Annotated in this window: 21 protein-coding genes; 10 read left to right on the top strand and 11 right to left on the bottom strand. The window is 60.6% G+C overall.

Features of this window, described 5'->3' with window-relative positions:
• Nucleotides 1-10 precede the first annotated feature (10 nt).
• Both A8C75_RS08145 and A8C75_RS08140 read left to right on the top strand, forming a co-directional pair.
• Nucleotides 11-1075, top strand: a complete 1065-nt coding sequence (locus A8C75_RS08145; protein WP_067380537.1) for an HlyD family secretion protein — start codon at nucleotides 11-13, stop codon at nucleotides 1073-1075.
• The gene (locus A8C75_RS08140; RefSeq protein WP_227819862.1) at nucleotides 1072-2571 is read left to right on the top strand and encodes a DHA2 family efflux MFS transporter permease subunit; all 1500 of its coding nucleotides are present in this window, start codon (nucleotides 1072-1074) and stop codon (nucleotides 2569-2571) included. The genes A8C75_RS08145 and A8C75_RS08140 overlap by 4 nt, the downstream gene beginning before the upstream one ends.
• A 3-nt stretch (nucleotides 2572-2574) precedes the next feature.
• Here A8C75_RS08140 and kdsB read toward each other — a convergent pair whose 3' ends face one another.
• The 6 genes from kdsB to A8C75_RS08110 all read right to left on the bottom strand — a co-directional run bounded on the left by kdsB (nucleotide 2575) and on the right by A8C75_RS08110 (nucleotide 7970).
• Nucleotides 2575-3339 (bottom strand): 3-deoxy-manno-octulosonate cytidylyltransferase, encoded by a 765-nt coding sequence (gene kdsB, locus A8C75_RS08135; protein ID WP_067380509.1) that lies wholly within the window; start codon nucleotides 3337-3339, stop codon nucleotides 2575-2577.
• The gene (locus tag A8C75_RS08130; RefSeq protein WP_084783864.1) at nucleotides 3336-3542 is read right to left on the bottom strand and encodes a Trm112 family protein; all 207 of its coding nucleotides are present in this window, start codon (nucleotides 3540-3542) and stop codon (nucleotides 3336-3338) included. Before A8C75_RS08130 ends, kdsB begins: the two co-directional genes overlap by 4 nt.
• On the bottom strand, nucleotides 3539-4588 hold the full coding sequence (gene lpxK / locus A8C75_RS08125) for a tetraacyldisaccharide 4'-kinase (protein ID WP_227819861.1): 1050 nt from the start codon (nucleotides 4586-4588) through the stop codon (nucleotides 3539-3541). Before lpxK ends, A8C75_RS08130 begins: the two co-directional genes overlap by 4 nt.
• 3 nt (nucleotides 4589-4591) lie before the next feature.
• Entirely contained in the window at nucleotides 4592-5011 is a 420-nt protein-coding gene (locus A8C75_RS08120; RefSeq protein WP_067380505.1) for an ExbD/TolR family protein, read from the bottom strand.
• A 42-nt stretch (nucleotides 5012-5053) separates the two neighbouring features.
• Nucleotides 5054-5674, bottom strand: a complete 621-nt coding sequence (locus A8C75_RS08115) for a MotA/TolQ/ExbB proton channel family protein (RefSeq protein WP_067380504.1) — start codon at nucleotides 5672-5674, stop codon at nucleotides 5054-5056.
• Nucleotides 5675-5735: 61 nt separating this feature from the next.
• The gene (locus A8C75_RS08110; RefSeq protein ID WP_067380502.1) at nucleotides 5736-7970 is read right to left on the bottom strand and encodes a DNA internalization-related competence protein ComEC/Rec2; all 2235 of its coding nucleotides are present in this window, start codon (nucleotides 7968-7970) and stop codon (nucleotides 5736-5738) included.
• Nucleotides 7971-8052: 82 nt separating this feature from the next.
• On the opposite strand from A8C75_RS08110, the gene A8C75_RS08105 reads away from it, so the two are divergent.
• Nucleotides 8053-8577 carry a DUF2062 domain-containing protein gene (locus A8C75_RS08105; RefSeq protein WP_067380500.1) on the top strand — a complete coding sequence of 175 codons (525 nt, stop codon included), beginning with the start codon at nucleotides 8053-8055 and terminating at the stop codon, nucleotides 8575-8577.
• Between the two features lie 111 nt (nucleotides 8578-8688).
• Here the strand turns inward: A8C75_RS08105 and A8C75_RS08100 are convergent, their stop codons facing one another.
• Both A8C75_RS08100 and A8C75_RS08095 read right to left on the bottom strand, forming a co-directional pair.
• Nucleotides 8689-9369 (bottom strand): ABC transporter ATP-binding protein, encoded by a 681-nt coding sequence (locus A8C75_RS08100; RefSeq protein WP_067380498.1) that lies wholly within the window; start codon nucleotides 9367-9369, stop codon nucleotides 8689-8691.
• On the bottom strand, nucleotides 9362-10606 hold the full coding sequence (locus A8C75_RS08095) for a lipoprotein-releasing ABC transporter permease subunit (protein WP_067380496.1): 1245 nt from the start codon (nucleotides 10604-10606) through the stop codon (nucleotides 9362-9364). The genes A8C75_RS08100 and A8C75_RS08095 overlap by 8 nt, the downstream gene beginning before the upstream one ends.
• A 96-nt stretch (nucleotides 10607-10702) precedes the next feature.
• Here A8C75_RS08095 and A8C75_RS08090 point away from each other — a divergent pair, with 96 nt between their 5' ends.
• From A8C75_RS08090 to A8C75_RS08060, 7 genes are all read left to right on the top strand, one after another.
• Entirely contained in the window at nucleotides 10703-11275 is a 573-nt protein-coding gene (locus A8C75_RS08090) for a PilZ domain-containing protein (RefSeq protein ID WP_067380494.1), read from the top strand.
• Entirely contained in the window at nucleotides 11268-12146 is an 879-nt protein-coding gene (locus A8C75_RS08085) for a hypothetical protein (protein ID WP_067380491.1), read from the top strand. The genes A8C75_RS08090 and A8C75_RS08085 overlap by 8 nt, the downstream gene beginning before the upstream one ends.
• A gap of 20 nt (nucleotides 12147-12166) precedes the next feature.
• Entirely contained in the window at nucleotides 12167-12457 is a 291-nt protein-coding gene (locus tag A8C75_RS08080; protein WP_067380488.1) for a hypothetical protein, read from the top strand.
• Between the two features lie 124 nt (nucleotides 12458-12581).
• Complete coding sequence (locus A8C75_RS08075; RefSeq protein WP_084783862.1) at nucleotides 12582-14330, top strand: putative bifunctional diguanylate cyclase/phosphodiesterase; 1749 nt, start codon at nucleotides 12582-12584, stop codon at nucleotides 14328-14330.
• Nucleotides 14331-14478: 148 nt separating this feature from the next.
• Nucleotides 14479-14712, top strand: coding sequence for a VF530 family protein (locus A8C75_RS08070; protein WP_067380485.1), 234 nt, complete (start codon nucleotides 14479-14481; stop codon nucleotides 14710-14712).
• 100 nt (nucleotides 14713-14812) lie between these two features.
• On the top strand, nucleotides 14813-15112 hold the full coding sequence (locus A8C75_RS08065; RefSeq protein ID WP_227819860.1) for a hypothetical protein: 300 nt from the start codon (nucleotides 14813-14815) through the stop codon (nucleotides 15110-15112).
• Entirely contained in the window at nucleotides 15093-15791 is a 699-nt protein-coding gene (locus A8C75_RS08060) for a 3'-5' exonuclease (protein WP_067380482.1), read from the top strand. Before A8C75_RS08065 ends, A8C75_RS08060 begins: the two co-directional genes overlap by 20 nt.
• A gap of 67 nt (nucleotides 15792-15858) precedes the next feature.
• Here A8C75_RS08060 and sthA read toward each other — a convergent pair whose 3' ends face one another.
• The 3 genes from sthA to A8C75_RS08045 form a co-directional block, all read right to left on the bottom strand.
• Nucleotides 15859-17259, bottom strand: coding sequence for a Si-specific NAD(P)(+) transhydrogenase (sthA, locus tag A8C75_RS08055; RefSeq protein WP_067380479.1), 1401 nt, complete (start codon nucleotides 17257-17259; stop codon nucleotides 15859-15861).
• Nucleotides 17260-17326: 67 nt separating this feature from the next.
• Complete coding sequence (nqrM, locus tag A8C75_RS08050) at nucleotides 17327-17563, bottom strand: (Na+)-NQR maturation NqrM (protein ID WP_067380476.1); 237 nt, start codon at nucleotides 17561-17563, stop codon at nucleotides 17327-17329.
• Nucleotides 17564-17689: 126 nt separating this feature from the next.
• Nucleotides 17690-18682 carry an FAD:protein FMN transferase gene (locus tag A8C75_RS08045; protein ID WP_335622986.1) on the bottom strand — a complete coding sequence of 331 codons (993 nt, stop codon included), beginning with the start codon at nucleotides 18680-18682 and terminating at the stop codon, nucleotides 17690-17692.
• Nucleotides 18683-18703 lie beyond the last annotated feature (21 nt).

Raw genomic sequence — 18703 nt, 5'->3', positions numbered from 1 at the left:
GACTGAACCGGTGACCACAACGCTCCCCCAAACCGAAAACACTCCGCCACCGCGCCGCAGATTTGCCGGTATCAGCCTGCGCACCCTGCTGATGGTCGTCATACCGTTACTGGCCGTCGCCATCGCCAGCCTGCTTTATCTGCGCAGCGGCCGTTACCTCGAAACAGACAACGCCTACCTCAAGGCCGACAAGGCCCCGATCAGCAGCGAAGTTTCGGGCACAGTGCTAGAGCTGAACGTGGGCGACAACGCCGCCGTCAGCAAAGGTGACCTGCTGTTTCAACTGGATCCGACCGAATTCCAGACGTCACTGCGTCGCGCCCAGGCACAGCTGGCCGCCGTCACAGCCGACATCCAGGCAAAACGCAGCAGCCACGCCGAGAAGCAGGCGCAGATCGACCTGGCCCGTACGGACCTTGATTACTGGCAACGCGAAGCCGATCGCCAGGAGAACCTGGCCCGCAGGGGGGCGATATCCCGCGCCCGCCTGGATGAAGCACGCCACAATGCCGACATGGCACGCCAGCGCGAGGTGGCACTGAAGCTCGAGCTGCAGCGCATTGCCGATGAACTGGCGGGCGGGCCCAACACCCCGATCGAGCAACATCCCGACTACCGGATTGCAAAAGCCGAACTGCAGCAGGCAGAACACGCCCTGCAACAGACCGCCATCCATGCCCCGATGGACGGCCATATCAGCCAACTGCCCAAACCCGGCCAATTCCTGGAGCGCGGGAAAATTGCTGCAATTCTGATTGGCAGCAAACTCTGGGTTGAAGCCAATTTCATTGAAGCTGACCTGGCCAAGATCGCCCCCGGACAGCCAGTACGCATCAATTTCGACAGTTTCCCCGACCAGCAATGGCACGGCTCGGTAGACAGCCTGAGCCCGGCAACCGGCGCCGAGTTTGCCGTCATTCCGGCGCAGAATGCCACCGGCAACTGGGTCAAGATCCCCCAGCGTGTGCCGGTGCGCATCCAGCTCGCTGACCCCGGCGGCAAGCTGCGCGCAGGGCTCAGCGCCCTGATCGAGGTGGACACAGGCACCTGCCGCCTGCAAGGCGCCTGCTCTTGAGTCCAGTCGGACAGCGCACCGGCCTGATTACACTGACCGTGATGCTGGCCACCATCATGCAGGCACTGGATACGACCATCGCCAACGTCGCTCTGCCCAACATGCAGGGTGGCCTGTCGGCCACTCAGGACCAGATTTCCTGGGTGCTGACCTCCTACATCGTGGGTGCGGCGATCTTCATGCCGCTGACCGGTTTCATGGCTGCACGCTTTGGGCGCAAGCGCCTGTTCAGCGCTTCGATCATCGGCTTTACCCTGACCTCCATGCTCTGCGGCGCCGCCCAGAACCTGGATCAGATGGTACTGTTCCGCCTGCTGCAGGGGATTTTCGGCGCCGCTCTGGTGCCGCTGTCCCAGGCGGTACTGCTGGACAGCCACCCGCCCCAAAAGCACGGTTCCGCCATGGCCATGTGGGGCGTCGGCGTGATGGTTGGCCCCATACTGGGACCGACGCTTGGCGGCTACCTCACCGAATACTACAGCTGGCGCTGGGTGTTCTACATCAACCTGCCCTTTGGCATTCTGGCCTGGCTGGGCCTGCTGCTGTTTCTCGACGAAACCCCCACCGATCGCACGCGTCGCTTTGACCTGCCGGGATTTGCCTTTCTCGGCCTCACCATAGCCGCACTGCAAATGGCCCTTGATCGAGGCGAACTGCTGGGCTGGCTGAACTCGCCCGAAATCATGCTTGAGCTCTCGCTGACAGTGCTTTGCGGCTACCTGTTTGTGGTCCACAGCTGCACCGCAGCACAGCCCTTCATCAGCCCCGGTATTTTTCGTGACCGCAATTTCAGCGTCGGGCTCATCATGATCTTCGCCGTTGGCATCATCCTGCTGGCGACCATGGCGCTGCTGCCACCCTTTTTGCAGCACCTGTCGGGCTACCCGGTCATGACCACCGGACTGCTGCTAGCCCCAAGAGGCATAGGCACCATGCTTGCCATGCTGATAGCCGGGCGCCTGCAGGGCACGGACAATCGCTACAAAATTGCACTGGGACTGGTATTGATCAGCTATTCGCTGTGGGAAATGACGTTCTTTACACCGGACATCAGCCAGTGGGAACTGGTACGCACGGGTATCACCCAGGGACTGGGGCTGGGCTTTGTGTTTGTGCCGCTAAGCACCCTGGCATTTGCCACCCTGGCGCCGGCATTTCGCAACGAGGGCACAGCGCTATTCAGCCTGATGCGCAATATCGGCAGCAGCATCGGCATCGCCTGGATGGTCACCCTGCTGGCCCACAACACCCAAGCCAACCACGCCGCCTTCGCAACCTATATCACGGACTTCAGCCTGCCATTGCAGCAGGTCATCAACACCGGCGCCTGGAGCCTGGAGAGCCCGGCGGGGCTCGGCGCGCTGAACGCCACCGTAACGCGCGAGGCCCAGATACTGGCGTACCTGCAGGATTTTCAGATCATGATCTGGGTGACCCTGGCCGCCCTGCTGCTACTCCCCCTGATGCAGGCTCCGCGCCCACAAAACACTAGGTAGGAATCAGGCTCCGAGCAGGATCCGCAGGCGCTCCAGATCCTCCGGGGTATCCACACCCGCCGGCGGCAACTCGGCCGCGACCGCCACATGAATGCGGGCGCCGTTCCAGAGTGCGCGCAGCTGCTCGAGGCATTCCGTGGTCTCGACCGCTGCCGGGGGCCACTGTACGAAGTCGTTCAGCAACCGCACGCGATAGCCATAGATACCAATATGGCGCTGCCACTCGAACCCGGCCGGCATCTGCTCGCGCCCGCCAGCAGTGGCGAAGGAATCCCGCGGCCAGGGAATGGTGGCACGGCTGAAATAGAGCGCCATGCCAAAACGATCCGTCACTACCTTGACCACATTGGGATTCATCAGCCCGGCGATTTCATCCACCGGCTCCGACAGGGTCGCGATCCCCGCCTGGGGGTTAGCCGCAAGGTTGGCCGCCACCTGGTTGATGATTGCCGGTGGAATCAACGGCTCATCACCCTGCACATTGACCACTATATCGTCATCCGCCATGCCAAGGATCGCCACCACTTCCTGCAAGCGGTCGGTACCTGAGGGATGATCCGCCGAGGTCATGCACACTTCGGCGCCAAAGCCACGGGCCGCATCAGCAATACGCACATCATCGGTGGCAACCAGCACCCGCGTCGCGTCGCTCAGGCAGGCACGCTCGTAGACATGCTGAATCATCGGCTTGCCGGCAATATCGGCCAGCGGCTTGCCGGGGAAACGGGTGGAGCCGAAACGGGCCGGAATAATAACTGTGAAGCTCATGGGCGCACCTGCTTTTTCAGTGCCTCGCGCTCGGCTTCGGTCAGCTTGCGCGCTTCGGTTTCCAGCATCACCGGAATGCCGTCACGGATCGGGTACGCCAGACCGCTGGCACTGCAGAACAGCTCGTCGGTTTCCCTGTGATAGTGCAGCGACGCCTTGGACACCGGACACACCAGAATATCGAGCAGTTTCTTATCCATCATTGTCTCTCACCTGAAATAGCATCAGACACCCGCAACCCGGGCCCTGGGGAATCTTGTCTATTTAACTGCGTCGCAAGCGCAGATTCAAATAGCGTGTCCAGCCGCGCCTCCACCGGCAGATACCAGCTGTTCGCCGGTGCCAGATTACGGCACTTCACCGCATCTTTTTCCGTCATGATCAGCGCCAGATCATCGCCAAATTCAAGGTCTTCGGCACTGAAGGCATGATGATCAGCAAAACTGTGGGCAATGGGGTCAAATCCCAGCCGACGCAAACTGTCGAAGAAACGCTGCGGGTTGCCGATACCGGCCAGCGCATGCACCCGCCGCGCACCCGGCCAATTTGCAGCCTGCAGGCTGGCACTGCCATCAAGCGCCCGCAGCGCGCCCGGCATCAATTGCATCATATGGGCACCGACAGGGCGAAAGGGCCCGTCACCGTTCACCACAACAAGATCGACCGAATCCATGCGTTCTGGCGGCTCGCGCAAGGGCCCCTCCGGCAGGCAGCGCCCGCTGCCAAGGCCGCGCTCACTGTCCAGCACCAGAATTTCGACGCTGCGCCCCAGGCGATAATGCTGCAGACCGTCATCACTGATGATCAGATTACAGTCGGTCTGTTGCAGCAGATACTTCGCCGCCGCGACGCGGTCCGGGTCTATCACCAGCGCACAGCCACTGCGCTCGACGATCAGCAGCGGCTCATCCCCCACCTCGGCCGCGTTCGCGCCCGCAACCACCAGACAGGGGTACCGCGACGCTTTGGAGCCGTAGCCTCGACTCACCACACCGGGCTTGTAGCCCGCCGCCTGCGCCCACTGCAGCAGCGCCAGCACCAGCGGTGTTTTGCCGGTTCCACCTACGGAGATATTACCAACGATGATCAGCGGTACCGGCGGCTGCCAGACAAGCTCAGGATGGGACAGATACTGCGCGCGACGGCGCAGCACAAGATGACGGAACAACCACTCCAGCGGGCGCAGTACACACAGCCAGCGACTTCCCTGATACCAGCCTCGCACCCAGCCCCGCATCAAGGCACTCATTGATCAGGGCGAACCCGGTTCGCGGGTAGTGATACTCAGGTGCACGAAGCCCAGCTGACCGGCCACATCCATGACGGTGACGACCGCCTGATGCGGCGTGGTGCCATCGGCGGTAATCAGCAGTGGGCGATCACGCTCTTCACCGGCACTCTGGCGCAAGGCCTGGCGCAGTGTATCGGGCTTGGAATTCACCAGCGGCTGACCATTAATACTGTAGCGCCCCTGGGCATCGATCAGCACTTCCAGCAGCTGCGCAGACGCCTCGCCAGGTTCGCCACTGGCTTCAGGCAGATCCACCTGCAGATGGGTTTCGCGGGTAAAGGTCGTGGATACCATGAAAAAGATCAGCAGCAGAAACACCACATCAATCAGCGGCGTCAGATTGACACTGACCTCCTCCTGGCTGCGGCGCTGAAACTTCACGCGCTACCCTCCGGACGGGGCATGGTAAATGCGACGGCGATATCAGACATGGTCAATTTCACGCTCGCCATGCACCACTTCCACCAGCTTGACCGCTTCCTGCTCCATTTCCTTGACCAGGGAATCGACCTTGCGCTGAAAGAAGCGGTGAAAAATCAGGGTTGGAATCGCCACCGAAAGACCGGCCGCCGTGGTGATCAGCGCCTCGGAGATACCACCGGCCAGCACCGAGGCGTTCCCCGTGCCCTGTACCATGATTTCGGTGAAGACCTTGATCATGCCGATCACCGTGCCCAGCAGGCCCAGCAAGGGCGTAACCGCAGCGATGGTCCCCAGGGGGTTAAGGAAGCGTTCCAGCTCGTGAATCACCTGGCTCGCAGCCTCAAGAATGCTTTCCTTCATCACCTCGCGGCCATGTTTGGCATTGTTCAGCCCGGCCACCATGATGCGGCCCAGCGGGCTCTGCGTTTTGATTTCACGCATCTGGGCGGGCGTCAGCGTCTTGCCCCTAATCTGCTCCCAGATATCACCCAGCAAGCCACCCGGCGCGATGCGCGAGGTACGCAGCACCCACAGCCGTTCCAGGCAAATCGCCAGTGAAAGCACCGAACATGCCACGATCGGAATCATCAACCAGCCACCGGCTTTCAGAAGTTCAAACACCCTGTACCCTCCGCTCGAATGCTGGCTACTTTAGCATAGCTCCCCTGCCAAAAGTAGGTCATTAACCCGCTGACCAATAACGCTTTTTCACCCCGCGCCAGGGCCTTGTACGGCACTCACCGGCGCCATTCGCTACCAGCTCCAGCGCCCCGGAATCGGCGGTATTGAACAATCGCGCACCCTGCCTCTCAAAGCGCGCTACCACCTCTGGCGCCGGATGACCGTACTGATTCATAAAGCCCGCACTAAAGAGTCCATATTGCGGCTGCAGCGCCGCCAGAAAATCCTCGGTCGACGAACTGCGACTGCCGTGGTGAGACGCCACCAGCCAGGTCACCGGCACCAGGGACCCGCCCCGCACCAACGCCTGCTCCACATCCGCTTCTATATCGCCGGTCAGCAGCAGACGACAGCCCGCAGCCTCAACCAGCAACACACAGGAGCGGTCATTCTCGCTCGCGCCCGCGCTGCCATGCAGATAGCTAAACGCCACCCCCGACCAGCGCCATTGCTGCCCCGCCCGACAGGCACTGTAGCCTTCCTCCTGCTGCAGCCGCAGACTGCCGGATGCGCGCTGCTCAACCGCCAGCGCGCGCAATACCTGCCCCCGCCCGCCGGCATGGTCGTTATCCGCATGACTCACCACCAGCCGATCCAGCGCCAGGGCGCCACGGCGCTGCAGATAGGGCAGCACTGCGCGCTCAAATGCAGCGCCGCCGCTGCGATAGCCAGGCCCTGTGTCATACAGCAGACTGCGCTCGCCCGCCTGCACCCAGACAGACACCCCCTGGCCAACATCAAACACCCAGGCCCGGAACCCCGCAGGAGGCGATGCAGGCGCACTGCCAAAGAGCGCCAGCGACCAAACCATCGCCGCCAGCACTCGCGCCCGCCACCCCAAGGGTAACACCAGCGCCAGTGACGCCAGCAAAGCTAACACCACCAATACCATAGCGGGCACCACCATGGGTCCGCTGGCAGCCAGATTCTGCGCCAGCACCGCCTGCTCCACCACACCCAGCCCCTGCCACAACGCAGCCAGCACCGCCGAGTAAATAAGCGCCGGGAACGCCACCGCGCACCAGAGTCCGAGCAACACCGGCACCAGACCCAGCACCAGAATCGGCAGCAGCGGAATGGCAAGCAGGTTAACCAAGGGCGCCACCAGGGAGATCTGACCAAACCAGCCCAGCAGGAAGGGTGTCATCAGGCAGAAAATAGCCAACTGCGCCACCAGAAGACGCTGCCATAGCGACTGAGCACCGCGCACGGACGCCAGCATCAGCAATATAGCGACAGCTCCAAACGACAACCAGAGCCCCGGCGCATACACCGCCAGCGGCTGCAGGCTCAGCACTACCGCCAACGCCAGCCACCAGCGCTGCCACAGACTCAACTGACGCAGACAAAAAGCCGACAGCAGCAGTGCGGCGGCCATAATCCAGGCCCGCAGGGTGGCTATGCCGGCACCTGCCAGCAGCACATAGCCCCCACTGAGCACCAGTGCCAGAAGTACCGGAAACAGGCGCAACACAGGCGCGCTCAAGCGGCCTGCCGGACACAGCCAAAGCAGGCCGCGCCCCAGTATCCAACCCAGCGCCACCACTATGGCAATGTGCAGGCCGCTCACCACCACCAGATGCACCGTGCCGGTGCGGCGCAATCGGTCCCAGTCCGACGCCGACAGCGTCGAGCCGTCACCAATAAGAAAGGCCCGTGCCAGCGCAGCGGCCGCAGGATCGGGCAAACCTTCAGACAGCTGCGCGCCCAGGTTGGCCCGCACCCGATCAAGCGTCCAGCGCCGCGACGGCTGACCATGCAACTCACGCACATAACCGACGGCGTCGACATCACGCATCAGCGCCCAGAGCTCATAATCAAAGCCGCCCGGATTCCACAGGCTGTGGGGCGGCTTCAGGCGTACACTGAGCGTCACCCGATCACCCGGCAGCAACAGTGGCAACGTGCCGTAGGCACTCAGACGCACGCGCCGCAGCCGGGTACCCTGCTGCGACAACACCCGCAGCTCAAACCGCTGTACCTCGCCTGAGACTTCCGGCAACCCGACCACCTCACCGCCAAGACGCAGCTCGGTGCCGGCCTGCTGCACATCCAGGCGGTGCCACAGTTGCCAGTTGCCGTAGCTAACGGCCAGCAAAAAGCCCAGCCAGAGCGGCAGGCATTGCCTGGGCCAGCGACTGCACAGCAGCAGCGGACACAAAACCACCAGCAGATAACCATCGGGTAGCTGCGGCAACAGGGCCGCGAGCACAATTCCCGTGACGTAGTAGATCATCCTTGATCCTGTCGGGTTGGCTTACGTAAGACCTGAATGCATAATAGAACCCCTCAGAGACTGCAATCAAAGTGCGACACCTATGCCTCGCAAGCTGATCAAGAAGTACATGCCCGACGAGCACCGGTTTCGCAGCCACCGAACCCTGAGCTGGCTTGGCGATCATATTCATGATCCCAACCTGTTTCACCTGACCCGCAAGTCCGTATCCCGCGCCTTCATGGTAGGCATTTTCTGCGCCTTTCTGCCCATACCACTGCAAATGCTCGTCGCTGCCATCATCGCGGTTGTGGCTCGATCCAACCTGCCAATATCCGTCAGCCTCGTCTGGCTGACCAACCCGCTGACCATGCCGCCGGTGTTCTATTTCACCTACCTGGTCGGCTCGCAGATTCTGGGAGCACCGGTAGAGCCGGTGGTGTTCGAATTTTCCCTGCATGGCCTGGGTGCCGAAATATCCGCCGTATGGTGGCCACTGCTGCTGGGCTCCGTACTCTGCGGCCTGGTGTTTTCCTTGCTGGGCTATGCCGCGGTGCAGCTGTTCTGGATTCGCCATGTGCTCAACAGCTGGAAAAAACGCCGCCTAGAACGCAAGAACCGCAAGTAGCCGACATGCCTCCTGCCACGACGTAAAAGCGCTACCGAGCGCGCATAAAAAACGACAGCACAGACTGTCGTTTTTTATGCCGGGCACAGAGCCCGAAGAGATATCAGGCAATCAGGCGGAAAAAAGGCTGCCGTCACGCAACTCCAGCTTGCGATCCATGCGCGAGGCCAGCTCCAGATCATGGGTTACCACAATAAAGGACACGCCGGTACGCTGATTCATATCATCCATCAGCGCCTGCACTTCGGCCGCCGTATTGCGATCCAGATTACCGGTTGGCTCATCCATCAGCACGCAGGCGGGCTCTGCCACCAGCGCCCGGGCTATGGCAACGCGCTGACGCTCGCCACCACTGAGCTGCGCCGGGCGATGCTGCAAACGCTTGCCCAGCCCCACGGCCTGCAGCACCCGCTCAGCCGCGGCGCTCGCTTCGCGCACCGGTGTGCCACGGATCAGCAGCGGCATGGCGGTATTTTCCAGCGCACTGAACTCCGGCAGCAAATGGTGGAACTGATAGACAAAGCCCAGCACCCGATTGCGGATGTCGCAGCGCTGACGTTCCGCCACGGCGTAAAGATCCTCACCACCCACCTCGACACTGCCACTGCTCGGGCGGTCAAGGCCGCCCAGTATGTTCATCAGCGTACTCTTGCCAGAACCCGAACTGCCGATAATCGCTACCCGCTCACCCCGTGCGATCTGCAGCTGCACATTGTCGAGCACCTGCAAGGAGGTACCACCCTCGCTGTACGCCTTAGCGATACTCTGCGCGCTCATCACCCAGTTACTCATAGCGCAGTGCCTCCGCAGGCTCGGTACGGGATGCGCGCCAGGCCGGATACAGGGTCGCGAGAAAACCGATGGTCAGTGCCGCACTGCAAATCAGCGTGACATCGTCCCACTGCAGCTGCGAGGGCAGATAGCTGATGAAATAGACATCGGCGGAAAGAAACTGAATGCCCAGCGCCCGTTCCAGCCAGGCCACCAGATCCGTGACGGTCAGGGCCAGCAAAACCCCAAGCCCCGTCCCCAGCAGGGTACCGATAGTGCCTATAAGACAGCCCTGCACCATGAATATGCGCATGATGCGCCCGGACGTAGCCCCCAGGGTGCGCAAAATGGCGATATCCGCCTTCTTGTCGGTCACCACCATGACCAGGGTCGAGACTATATTGAACGCCGCCACAAACACGATCAGAAACAGCAGCAGCCCAATCATGCGTTTTTCCATTTGAATCGCCTGGAACAGATTGCCGTGGGAACGGGTCCAGTCGCTGACCAGATAGGGACCGTTCAGGCCGGACGCAATCTGGCGCACGGCGGTCGGCGCATCGAACAGATCGTCAAAGCGCAGCCGGATACCATCCACGCCATCGCCCTGACGCGTGATGACGGCGGCATCCTCCAGACTGATATAGGCAAGATTCGCATCCAGCTCCGCACCCACCTCAAACACGCCCACCACGGTGAATCGCTTCATCCGCGGCACCACGCCGGCCACGCTGACCGACGCCTCCGGCAACACCAAAGTCACCTTGTCACCGCTGCCCACTCCGAGGGAGCGCGCCAGTATGGCGCCCAGCACGATGCCAAAACGCTGATTACCCAACGCCGCCAGGCTGCCCTCGCGCATGTGATCGCCAATAATGGACACCTGGTTTTCACGTACAGGATCGATCCCGGTCACCTGAACACCGTGCACGCTGCCACCCTGGGTCAGCATGCCCTGGGCCTGAATATAGGGCGCTGTGCCCAGCACGCCGGGCTGGCGGGCAATATCGTCGGCGACCTTGCGCCAGGACTGCAGCGACTCGCCGTAGCCGGCAATGGTGGCGTGGGGCACCATCCCCAGGATGCGCTGCTTGAGCTCACGGTCAAATCCGTTCATCACGGACAGCACCAGAATCAACGCGGCGACACCGAGCATCAGCCCGAGCATCGAAACCAGGGAGATAAAGGATATAAAATGATTGCTACGCTTGGCGCCGGTATAACGCAGGCCAACGTAAAGAGAGAATGGTCTGAACATGCGCGGGATTAAACCATAGAGGGGGGATTTACTCTAACAAAATCAGCACAATGTTGTTATTCTGCCAAGCAGAAAAAGAATCCTAGGAGAGCCCGCATGGACCAGGATCGGCGCCAGTTTTACCGTATCGAACACCAGGTCGCAATCGAGTACAAGCTGGTACCCGAAGCCGATGTCATGGACAGTGCCCGCCCCTACCAGTTCGACGTGTCGCCCCATTTCCTGCTGCTCAGTGAACTCCAGGCCATGGATACCGATACCGGCCACCTGCTGCGCAAGATCGGCGAAAAGCAGCCCGAAGTATCCGCCTACCTCAAGCTGCTGGACTCCAAGCTCAATCGCATCGCCCGCAGCCTGGTATCAGAGGAGCTCAAGGACACCGGCTCGCTGCGCATGCACAACATCAATCTCAGTGAAGGTGGTTTGTCCTTCGACTGCGACGACAACCTGCCGCTGGGACAGTACCTGGCACTCAAGCTGGTCTTCCCCGACAGCCTGCTGGGCCTGCTGCTCTACGCCACAGTACAGCGCAACGACGCCGTCGAGGGCGGTTATCAGATAGGTATCGAGTTTTTCAAGATGCCGGAAAGCTGCCGCACCCTGCTGGCCCGCTTCATTCTGGAAGCCCAGGCGCGGGAACGTCAGCGCCAGCTCAACCCCCATGACTGAAACACTTTTACCTGGCGGCCAGCCCCTTGCCAGCGAGCTGCTGGACGCATTCGATCAGCTGAACAGCAGCCTGGCACAGTTCTGCACCCTGCTGCGCATGAGCGACCGTGCCCTGTGGATACCGCGGCGCGACGGTGAAAACAGCACCAGCGAGCGGGATTTTGCCTGCTCCCTGATGGCGGATATCTGGTACAAGGATGGCCAGGATGGCCGCTGCACCCGCAGTCGCCACGGCCTGATCGGTGCCGATGAGGCGCTGCTCGCCAGCGCCCATGTACTTAACCAGCACAAGGCCGCCTTCCAGCTGGCCGCCAGCCGCCTGAACGCACAGCACCTGCGCGAGCTGCCAACCCAGCTGGCCCACCGCAGCGCCCTGCTGGGCGAGTTGCTCAACAACCAGGGGCTGGGCCGCATTCATCTCAAGCAGTGCTATCGCCAGGTGCCCATCCTGGAGCGCACGCCCACGCGCATCGGCTTCAACTGGTACAGTAGCGGACGCAGCATACGCCGCCTGACAGCGGGCGATGCGATGCAGTTGCTGCTCAAGCTCGACCAAAGCCAGCCCCATGTGCAAATTCAGCTGGCGCGCCTGTCGCCCCTGAGCGCAGAGACGCCACTGGCGCAGCTCCAGACCCAGGTACCGGTGATGCGCGCCAACATCGGCTGGAAAACCGATCAGGGCTGGCAACGCCAGGCCCGCAACTGCCCACTGCCGCTCCTGTTCCCGCTGGCGCCTGACGGCACCCTGCCGGAACACAACAGGCCAGAGCTTACGCCACCGCTGGGTCGAGAGCGCGCCGAACGCTCGGATGCACGTATAGACCCCGAACCCTTTATTGCCAGTCTGCGCATTCATCGCTACCAGCATTAACGCCAACGATCAGGCCCACCATGTCCCCAGCCAGAACCAAACTGCTGCACCATATCGCCACCGCCCTGGGCCTGCTGTTCCTCGGCCTCTGGTACGTCCTGTTCAAACAGCTCGGCGTCCTCGACTGGATCATGGATCTGGCCCCCCGCTCCCACGCCGGTGCCGGCCTGATGCTCGGCATAGCGACGATCATGATACCGGGCTTCTTTATCTGGAAGCTGTACAACCGCTGGGTCGAACGCCGCCTGCAGATCCGCGGCATCTATTACGAAGACAGCTACTACCAGAAAAAAGCCGACAAGGACGACTGACAGAACCCGACGCAGCCCCAGCCCCATAATCGACGCCACCCTGCCAAGTCGACTACACTGCATGCTTTGATGAAACATGGAATCGACTCAGATCGCCCTGCATTCAACGTGATAACAGGATGTTATGAACGTCAGGCACCAGTTTTCGACGGATCCGGCAGCCAACCGGTCTAACCACGCCCTCGCCGAACGCGAGCAGGGCGCCCCCCCCAGACTGCTCACCTGGGTGCAGCAACAGCAGCGACAGATCCGGCTCCTTGCCATCCCGTTGCTGCTCCTGCTCATGACTGCTGTCTATACCCTTGTGTACCTGACCGGCGGTGTGAAATACGTCTACGCACATTCCATGTACTTGGTGATTCTGCTGGGCGGCTTTATCTACGGCGCCCCTATAGGCGCCCTTGTCGGCGCGATGGCGGGTCTTGTACTGGGCCCGCTGATGCCGATCGACGTCAGCACGGGCGAGACGCAGAAAACCATCAACTGGCTTTACCGCAGCGGCTTTTTCATCCTTGCTGGACTCTTCTGCGGCACCGCCAGGGATTGCGTGCAGCGCTACCTGGACCACATCCAGTGGCTCATGCACCACGACGGCAGCAGCGAGCTGCCCAACCGCCAGGCATTGCTCTCCCACCTGAACGCGAGCTCTTACAGCAACCAGGATTTCAGGCGCAGCTACCTGGCGGTGATTTCCGTGGAAAACATGCTGGAAATGGAAACCGCCTATGGCCTGGGCATCAGCGATGAAATTATCCAGCAGCTGTCCTATCGCCTGCAGACCCTGAAAGACATGGAGACCAAACCCTATCGGATCAATAGCCATCAGTTGGCGATCATCCTGACATCGACATCGGCCTGCAATATCGAGAAGCGCCTGACCCGCATGGGCGAGGAATTTAACCTGCCGTTTCGTTTCGACACCCTGCTGATTCATGCTGATATCAGCACGGGCTATACGCTCCTTGCCAGCCAGAATGAAAGCGCCGAAACCTGCCTGCGCCAGGCCGAAATCGCACTGCGCCGTGCCGCCGAGCGCGCACAACCCTGGGCTCGCTTTAGCCCGGAGCTGGATATCACCCACAACCAGGACACCCTGGAGCTGCTGGCCGAACTCAACACAGCCCTGGCTTCGAATCAGCTGTCACTGCACTACCAGCCCAAAATCTGCCTGCTGAGCAATAGCGTCCTCGGCGTGGAGGCGCTGATGCGCTGGCAACACCCCGAGCGCGGCCCGATCCCTCCCGGGAAATTCATCCCCCGCGCCGAGCACAGCACCCTGATCGATCAGCTCACCGCCTGGGCCATCGACAGCGCCCTGGCACAGATTACCCAGTGGCAGTCCATGGGCATTCAGCTCAGCGTTGCCGTCAACATATCCACCCGCAACCTGCTGGCCCCCGACTTCGCCGACACAGTACTGGCCCTGCTGGAAAAGCATCAGGTCGACGGTGCCCTGCTGGAGCTTGAAATCACCGAAGGCGCCTTTATGCTCGACCTCGATCGCACCGTGCGCGAGCTCACACGCCTGTCCAACGCCAATATAACCCTGTCCATCGATGATTTCGGCACCGGCTATTCTTCGCTGCAATACCTTGATGCCCTGCCGGTCTCCGTCATCAAGGTCGACCAGTCATTCGTGAAATCCCTCTCCAAAACCTCAGGCTCATACCATATCGTCAAGGCCGCCGTGGACATGGCCCATAACCTGGGCATGCAGGTGGTTGCCGAAGGCGTGGAGACCAAAACCGCCTACGCGCTGCTGTCAGACTTTGGCTGCGATATCGCCCAGGGGTATTTCATCGCCCGCCCCATGCCCGCCGACCAGTTCAATAGCTGGTACCAGGATAACAACGGTCGTTTCCGACCCGAGTAAGCCTGTCCGGCACCCGGTCTGTAAAGCCGCGCTCTGACGCAGGTGATATAATCTGCCCTAACCTAATGCTGCAACGCACTATTTCCATCACCGTTCCCGGCAGCCAGTGCATTCGACACCGCTCTCCCTAAAGGACCACGCCAACACCATGAACCACCCGCAACCCAATAACCCCCTGCATGGCACTACCCTGGAACAGGTTGTCACCCGCCTGGTTGAACACTACGGCTGGAGCGAGCTGGGTGATCGCATTGATATCCGCTGTTTCACCCAGGACCCGTCCATCAAGTCGAGCCTCAAATTCCTGCGCCGTACGCCCTGGGCACGCAAGAAGGTCGAAGACCTGTACATCGCAGTGCTGACAGACGGCCCACGCAGCTGAGAGCCCTGGACGCCCTGGCAGCCTGTCGGACTTACCACTGATCTACTGTGGAAAAGCCCGACAGGCTGCTAGCCGGGCCTGATCTCCCGCAGGATGTCTTATGCAAACACCCCCGACCATCCTCAACGCGGAACCCCGTTTAATGGCGAACAAAGCATTTATTTTACAGCGCATCTGTATCTACGCCGGCACCACTATCGACCCCGACGCCGACGCTGAAGTCAGGCAGATCCTGCTCGACAAGTTCAACCTGCCCCTGCCCCAGCGCCGCTCACTGGAAGAGTCCTTGATGGCCGTGGCCACGCCGCGACCGGAAATCATCGACCTTATCATTCAATACCGTGCCCTGACGGCGAGCAAAAACAAGACGAGCCTGATCAATGCGCAAAGAAGAACGTGAAGCCCCCGGCAAGGCCGACATTGCCCTGATGCCCCCATTCCAGGGACTGGGTCTTGCCCAGATCCTGGTACCGCGCAGTCATGAAGACTTCATAGCCGCCACCCGGGACCTGCTGCAGTGCCGCTATGTGGGCTTCGATACCGAGTCCAAGCCCACCTTTGACAAGGGTGAAACCTCACGCGGCCCCCACGTGGTGCAGCTGACGACCCTCAAGCATGCCTATATCTTTCAGCTCTGGCGCGAGCATTGCTGCGAACATCTGTGCCGCATTCTGCAATCGGCGGACACCGTCAAGGTCGGCTTCGGATTAGGCTCCGATCGCAGCCATATCCGCCGCAAGCTGGGGATTACGCCCAACGCGCTGCTGGATCTGGATCAGGTATTTCGCAAGCAGGGGTATCGTCGGGAGCTGGGCGTCAAGGCTGCCATCGCGGTACTGCTGGGGCAGAAATTTCAGAAATCGAAATCCGTTGCCATGTCCAACTGGGCTCTGCCGGAACTCAAGGACAACCAGTTGCTCTATGCCGGCAACGATGCCTATGCGGCACGGGTGGTACTGGAGCTGCTTGACATCGACGCTGCGGCGCTGCCGATCAGCCATGCTGACACGCCAAAATCCGCTCAGAGCGATGCCAAGGCACGAAGGAATACGCAGAGGAAATCCGGATCGCCAGCCTGACAGGCTGACGGATAAAGACAGAGCCCGGCCAGAACCAGATGGCTCCGACCGGGGATATCGCAAAGATCTAGATGTTGGAAATCCGGTTCAAACCGGAAATAGCCGCAACACGGTAGGCTTCTGCCATGGTCGGGTAGTTGAAGGTGGTATTGATAAAGTACTTCAGGGTGTTAGCCTCACCCTTTTGCGCCATGATCGCCTGACCGATATGGACGATCTCGGAAGCATGGTCACCAAAGCAGTGAATCCCCAGGATTTCCAGCGTATCGCGGTTGAACAGCAGCTTGAGCATGCCCACCGTCTGGCCGGATATCTGCGCCCTGGCGGTATCCTTGAAGAAGGCCTGACCCACTTCGTAGGGCACGCATTCCGCCGTCAGCTCTTCCTCGGTCTTGCCGAGCGAGCTGATCTCGGGAAGGGTGTAAATACCGGTCGGCACTTCGTTGATATAGCGGAAGTCCTCGCAGTTCAGCAGATCCCCCGCCGCGGCACGCCCCTGATCCAGCGCCGCCGACGCCAGACTTGGCCAGCCCACCACATCACCGGCCGCATAAATGCCTTCGCAGCCCGTGCGGTAATGGTCATCCACCTCGAGCTGACCACGACCGTTAGCCACCAGGCCGATCTTCTCCAGCCCCAGGCCATCGGTGTTGCCGGTACGGCCGTTACACCAGAGGAAAGCATCGGCATGAATGCGCTTGCCGGACTTGAGGGTCATGATCACGCCGCCCTGGTCCGCGACAACGGATGCATATTCTTCGTTGTGACGAATTTTCACAGCATTGTTGCGCAGGTGATAGCTCAGCGCATCCGAAATTTCGCCATCCAGGAAGGACAGCAGACGGTCACGCTGGTCAATCAGGTCCACCTTGACGCCCAGGCCTGCAAAGATGGAGGCGTATTCACAACCGATAACCCCGGCACCGTAAATCACCATGGTACGGGGTGTATGGCTGAGTTTGAGAATGGTATCGGAGTTGTAGATACGCGGGTGTTCGAAGTCGATATCCGGCGGGCAATAGGGGCGCGAACCGGTTGCGATCACGACATTGCGCGCGCGCAGCGTTTCCTCGCCATTGGCCGTGCCGCGCACGATGATGGTGTTCTTGTCGGCAAACTCAGCCCGGCCAAAGAACACATCCACCCGGTTGCGCGCATAAAAGTTGGTGCGCAACATCACCTGATTGGCGATAACCTTTTCGGCGCGGTTCAACACTATGGGGAACGAAAACCAGCGCGGCTCACCAATATCACGGAACATCGGGTTGGTGTTGAACTCGATGATCTGCTTCACGGAATGACGTAGTGCCTTGGAGGGAATTGTACCCTTGTGCGTACAGTTGCCGCCCACCAGGTCCTGCTCCTCGATCACCGCAACGCGGCGCCCCTTCTTGACCGAATTCATGGCCGCACCCTCACCCGCGGGTCCGGATCCGATCACAATGACGTCATAGTCATACACTGCCATTCGTTTCCCCTTCGTATCTTGAAATAACACCACTATGGGCGGACAAAAATCCAGGCCAGGTATAGACCTATGCCTTGACCTCATACGCCAGAGCCGCCGGAGTCTGGGCCCGGTCGGTGGTTTTTTTCTGTTCTTCGTCGCACTTGTTCGGGTTACCGCCGCAGATATCGCACTCGGTTTCCACACCCATGGCACCCATGCCGCCACAGGAACCGGCGATGGGCTTACGCCCCATCAACACGCCCACGGACATGGCCAGGATCACGGCACCGAGCACCACAAAGGTCAAAATCATAATATCCATCAGTAACACCTCACTTGGCTTAGGTATTGCTCGAATTGCGGCATCATGCGCACGCCCACGGGCATCGTCAGGATCACCGTGCCGAGCGACACAAAGGTCAAAATCATAATAGCCATCGGCAATAGCTTACTTGCTTAGGTATTGCTCGAATTGCGGCGTCATGCGCTCTACAAAACCGGCTTCAGACTTGACGATAAAAAAGGCGGCTATCTGATTATCGATCGCATACTGGTAGCCGCGTTCATCCCCCATCACCGTCAGGGCCGTGGCCAGCGCATCCGCCTCGGCGCAGGTTGGCCGCAGTACGGTCACCGATGCCAGCTGATGCGCAATAGGCTTGCCGGTCAGCGGGTCCAGGGTATGGGAAAAGCGCACCCCGTCTTCCTGGAAGTAATTGCGGTAGTCACCCGAGGTGGCCACGCCGGTTTCATGCACCGTAATAACACGCTGCACTTCACGGCCTGCATCGACCGGGCTTTCAATCGCGATGCGCCAGCCATTGCCATCGGGCTTGAGCCCCCTGGCACGCAGCTCGCCGCCAATCTCCACCAGATAGCTGTCGATGCCTTCATGTTCCATCACCCGCGCCAGCTCATCCACGCCATAGCCCTTGGCGATGGCCGAGAGGTCGACGTAAAGATCAGCCGTCTTGCTTGCATGCAGTGTGGGCGCGTCCAGCTGCAGGTACTGATAACCCACGCGCTGACGCGCCGCATCGATCTGCGCCTGCTCCGGGGCATGGGTCACGCGCCCATCAGGTCCAAAGCCCCAGAGATTGACCAGCGGCCCGACTGTAACATCGAAAGCACCCTGGGTGCTCTGGCTGATCGTCTGCGCCAGCTGCAGCACTTCAAACAAACCGGCCGAGACTTGAGTACTGTAGCCCGCCCCTGCCTGATTAAAGCGCGATAGCTCAGAATCCACGATGTAGGTCGACATCGACTGGTTCACATCCAGCAAGGATTGCTGCAGCCGCGCCCCTATGCGCTCAACAGACTCATCCCCGGACTCAGCCGACACCCATTTGACGCTGTAGGTCGTCCCCATGGTGGCGCCCGAAACGCTGAGCACCCGCTGCTCGGGTTCCGAACTGCAGCCAGACAGAATTAGCAGCCACACAAAAAAAATGGCCAGCAGGGA

It is taken from the genome of Marinobacterium aestuarii (assembly GCF_001651805.1).
Lineage (GTDB): Bacteria > Pseudomonadota > Gammaproteobacteria > Pseudomonadales > Balneatricaceae > Marinobacterium_A > Marinobacterium_A aestuarii.
This window is presented reverse-complemented; position numbering and strand designations above follow the sequence as displayed.

Coding starts and splice junctions, on each gene's coding strand:
- A8C75_RS08080 (WP_067380488.1), top strand. CDS start 12,167: ATGTCCCCAGCCAGAACCAAACTGCTGCACCATATCGCCACCGCCCTG.
- A8C75_RS08095 (WP_067380496.1), bottom strand. CDS start 10,606: ATGTTCAGACCATTCTCTCTTTACGTTGGCCTGCGTTATACCGGCGCC.
- A8C75_RS08085 (WP_067380491.1), top strand. CDS start 11,268: ATGACTGAAACACTTTTACCTGGCGGCCAGCCCCTTGCCAGCGAGCTG.
- lpxK (WP_227819861.1), bottom strand. CDS start 4,588: ATGAGTGCCTTGATGCGGGGCTGGGTGCGAGGCTGGTATCAGGGAAGT.
- A8C75_RS08110 (WP_067380502.1), bottom strand. CDS start 7,970: ATGATCTACTACGTCACGGGAATTGTGCTCGCGGCCCTGTTGCCGCAG.
- kdsB (WP_067380509.1), bottom strand. CDS start 3,339: ATGAGCTTCACAGTTATTATTCCGGCCCGTTTCGGCTCCACCCGTTTC.
- nqrM (WP_067380476.1), bottom strand. CDS start 17,563: ATGGATATTATGATTTTGACCTTTGTGGTGCTCGGTGCCGTGATCCTG.
- sthA (WP_067380479.1), bottom strand. CDS start 17,259: ATGGCAGTGTATGACTATGACGTCATTGTGATCGGATCCGGACCCGCG.
- A8C75_RS08075 (WP_084783862.1), top strand. CDS start 12,582: ATGAACGTCAGGCACCAGTTTTCGACGGATCCGGCAGCCAACCGGTCT.
- A8C75_RS08105 (WP_067380500.1), top strand. CDS start 8,053: ATGCCTCGCAAGCTGATCAAGAAGTACATGCCCGACGAGCACCGGTTT.
- A8C75_RS08070 (WP_067380485.1), top strand. CDS start 14,479: ATGAACCACCCGCAACCCAATAACCCCCTGCATGGCACTACCCTGGAA.
- A8C75_RS08060 (WP_067380482.1), top strand. CDS start 15,093: ATGCGCAAAGAAGAACGTGAAGCCCCCGGCAAGGCCGACATTGCCCTG.
- A8C75_RS08100 (WP_067380498.1), bottom strand. CDS start 9,369: ATGAGTAACTGGGTGATGAGCGCGCAGAGTATCGCTAAGGCGTACAGC.
- A8C75_RS08065 (WP_227819860.1), top strand. CDS start 14,813: ATGCAAACACCCCCGACCATCCTCAACGCGGAACCCCGTTTAATGGCG.
- A8C75_RS08090 (WP_067380494.1), top strand. CDS start 10,703: ATGGACCAGGATCGGCGCCAGTTTTACCGTATCGAACACCAGGTCGCA.
- A8C75_RS08130 (WP_084783864.1), bottom strand. CDS start 3,542: ATGATGGATAAGAAACTGCTCGATATTCTGGTGTGTCCGGTGTCCAAG.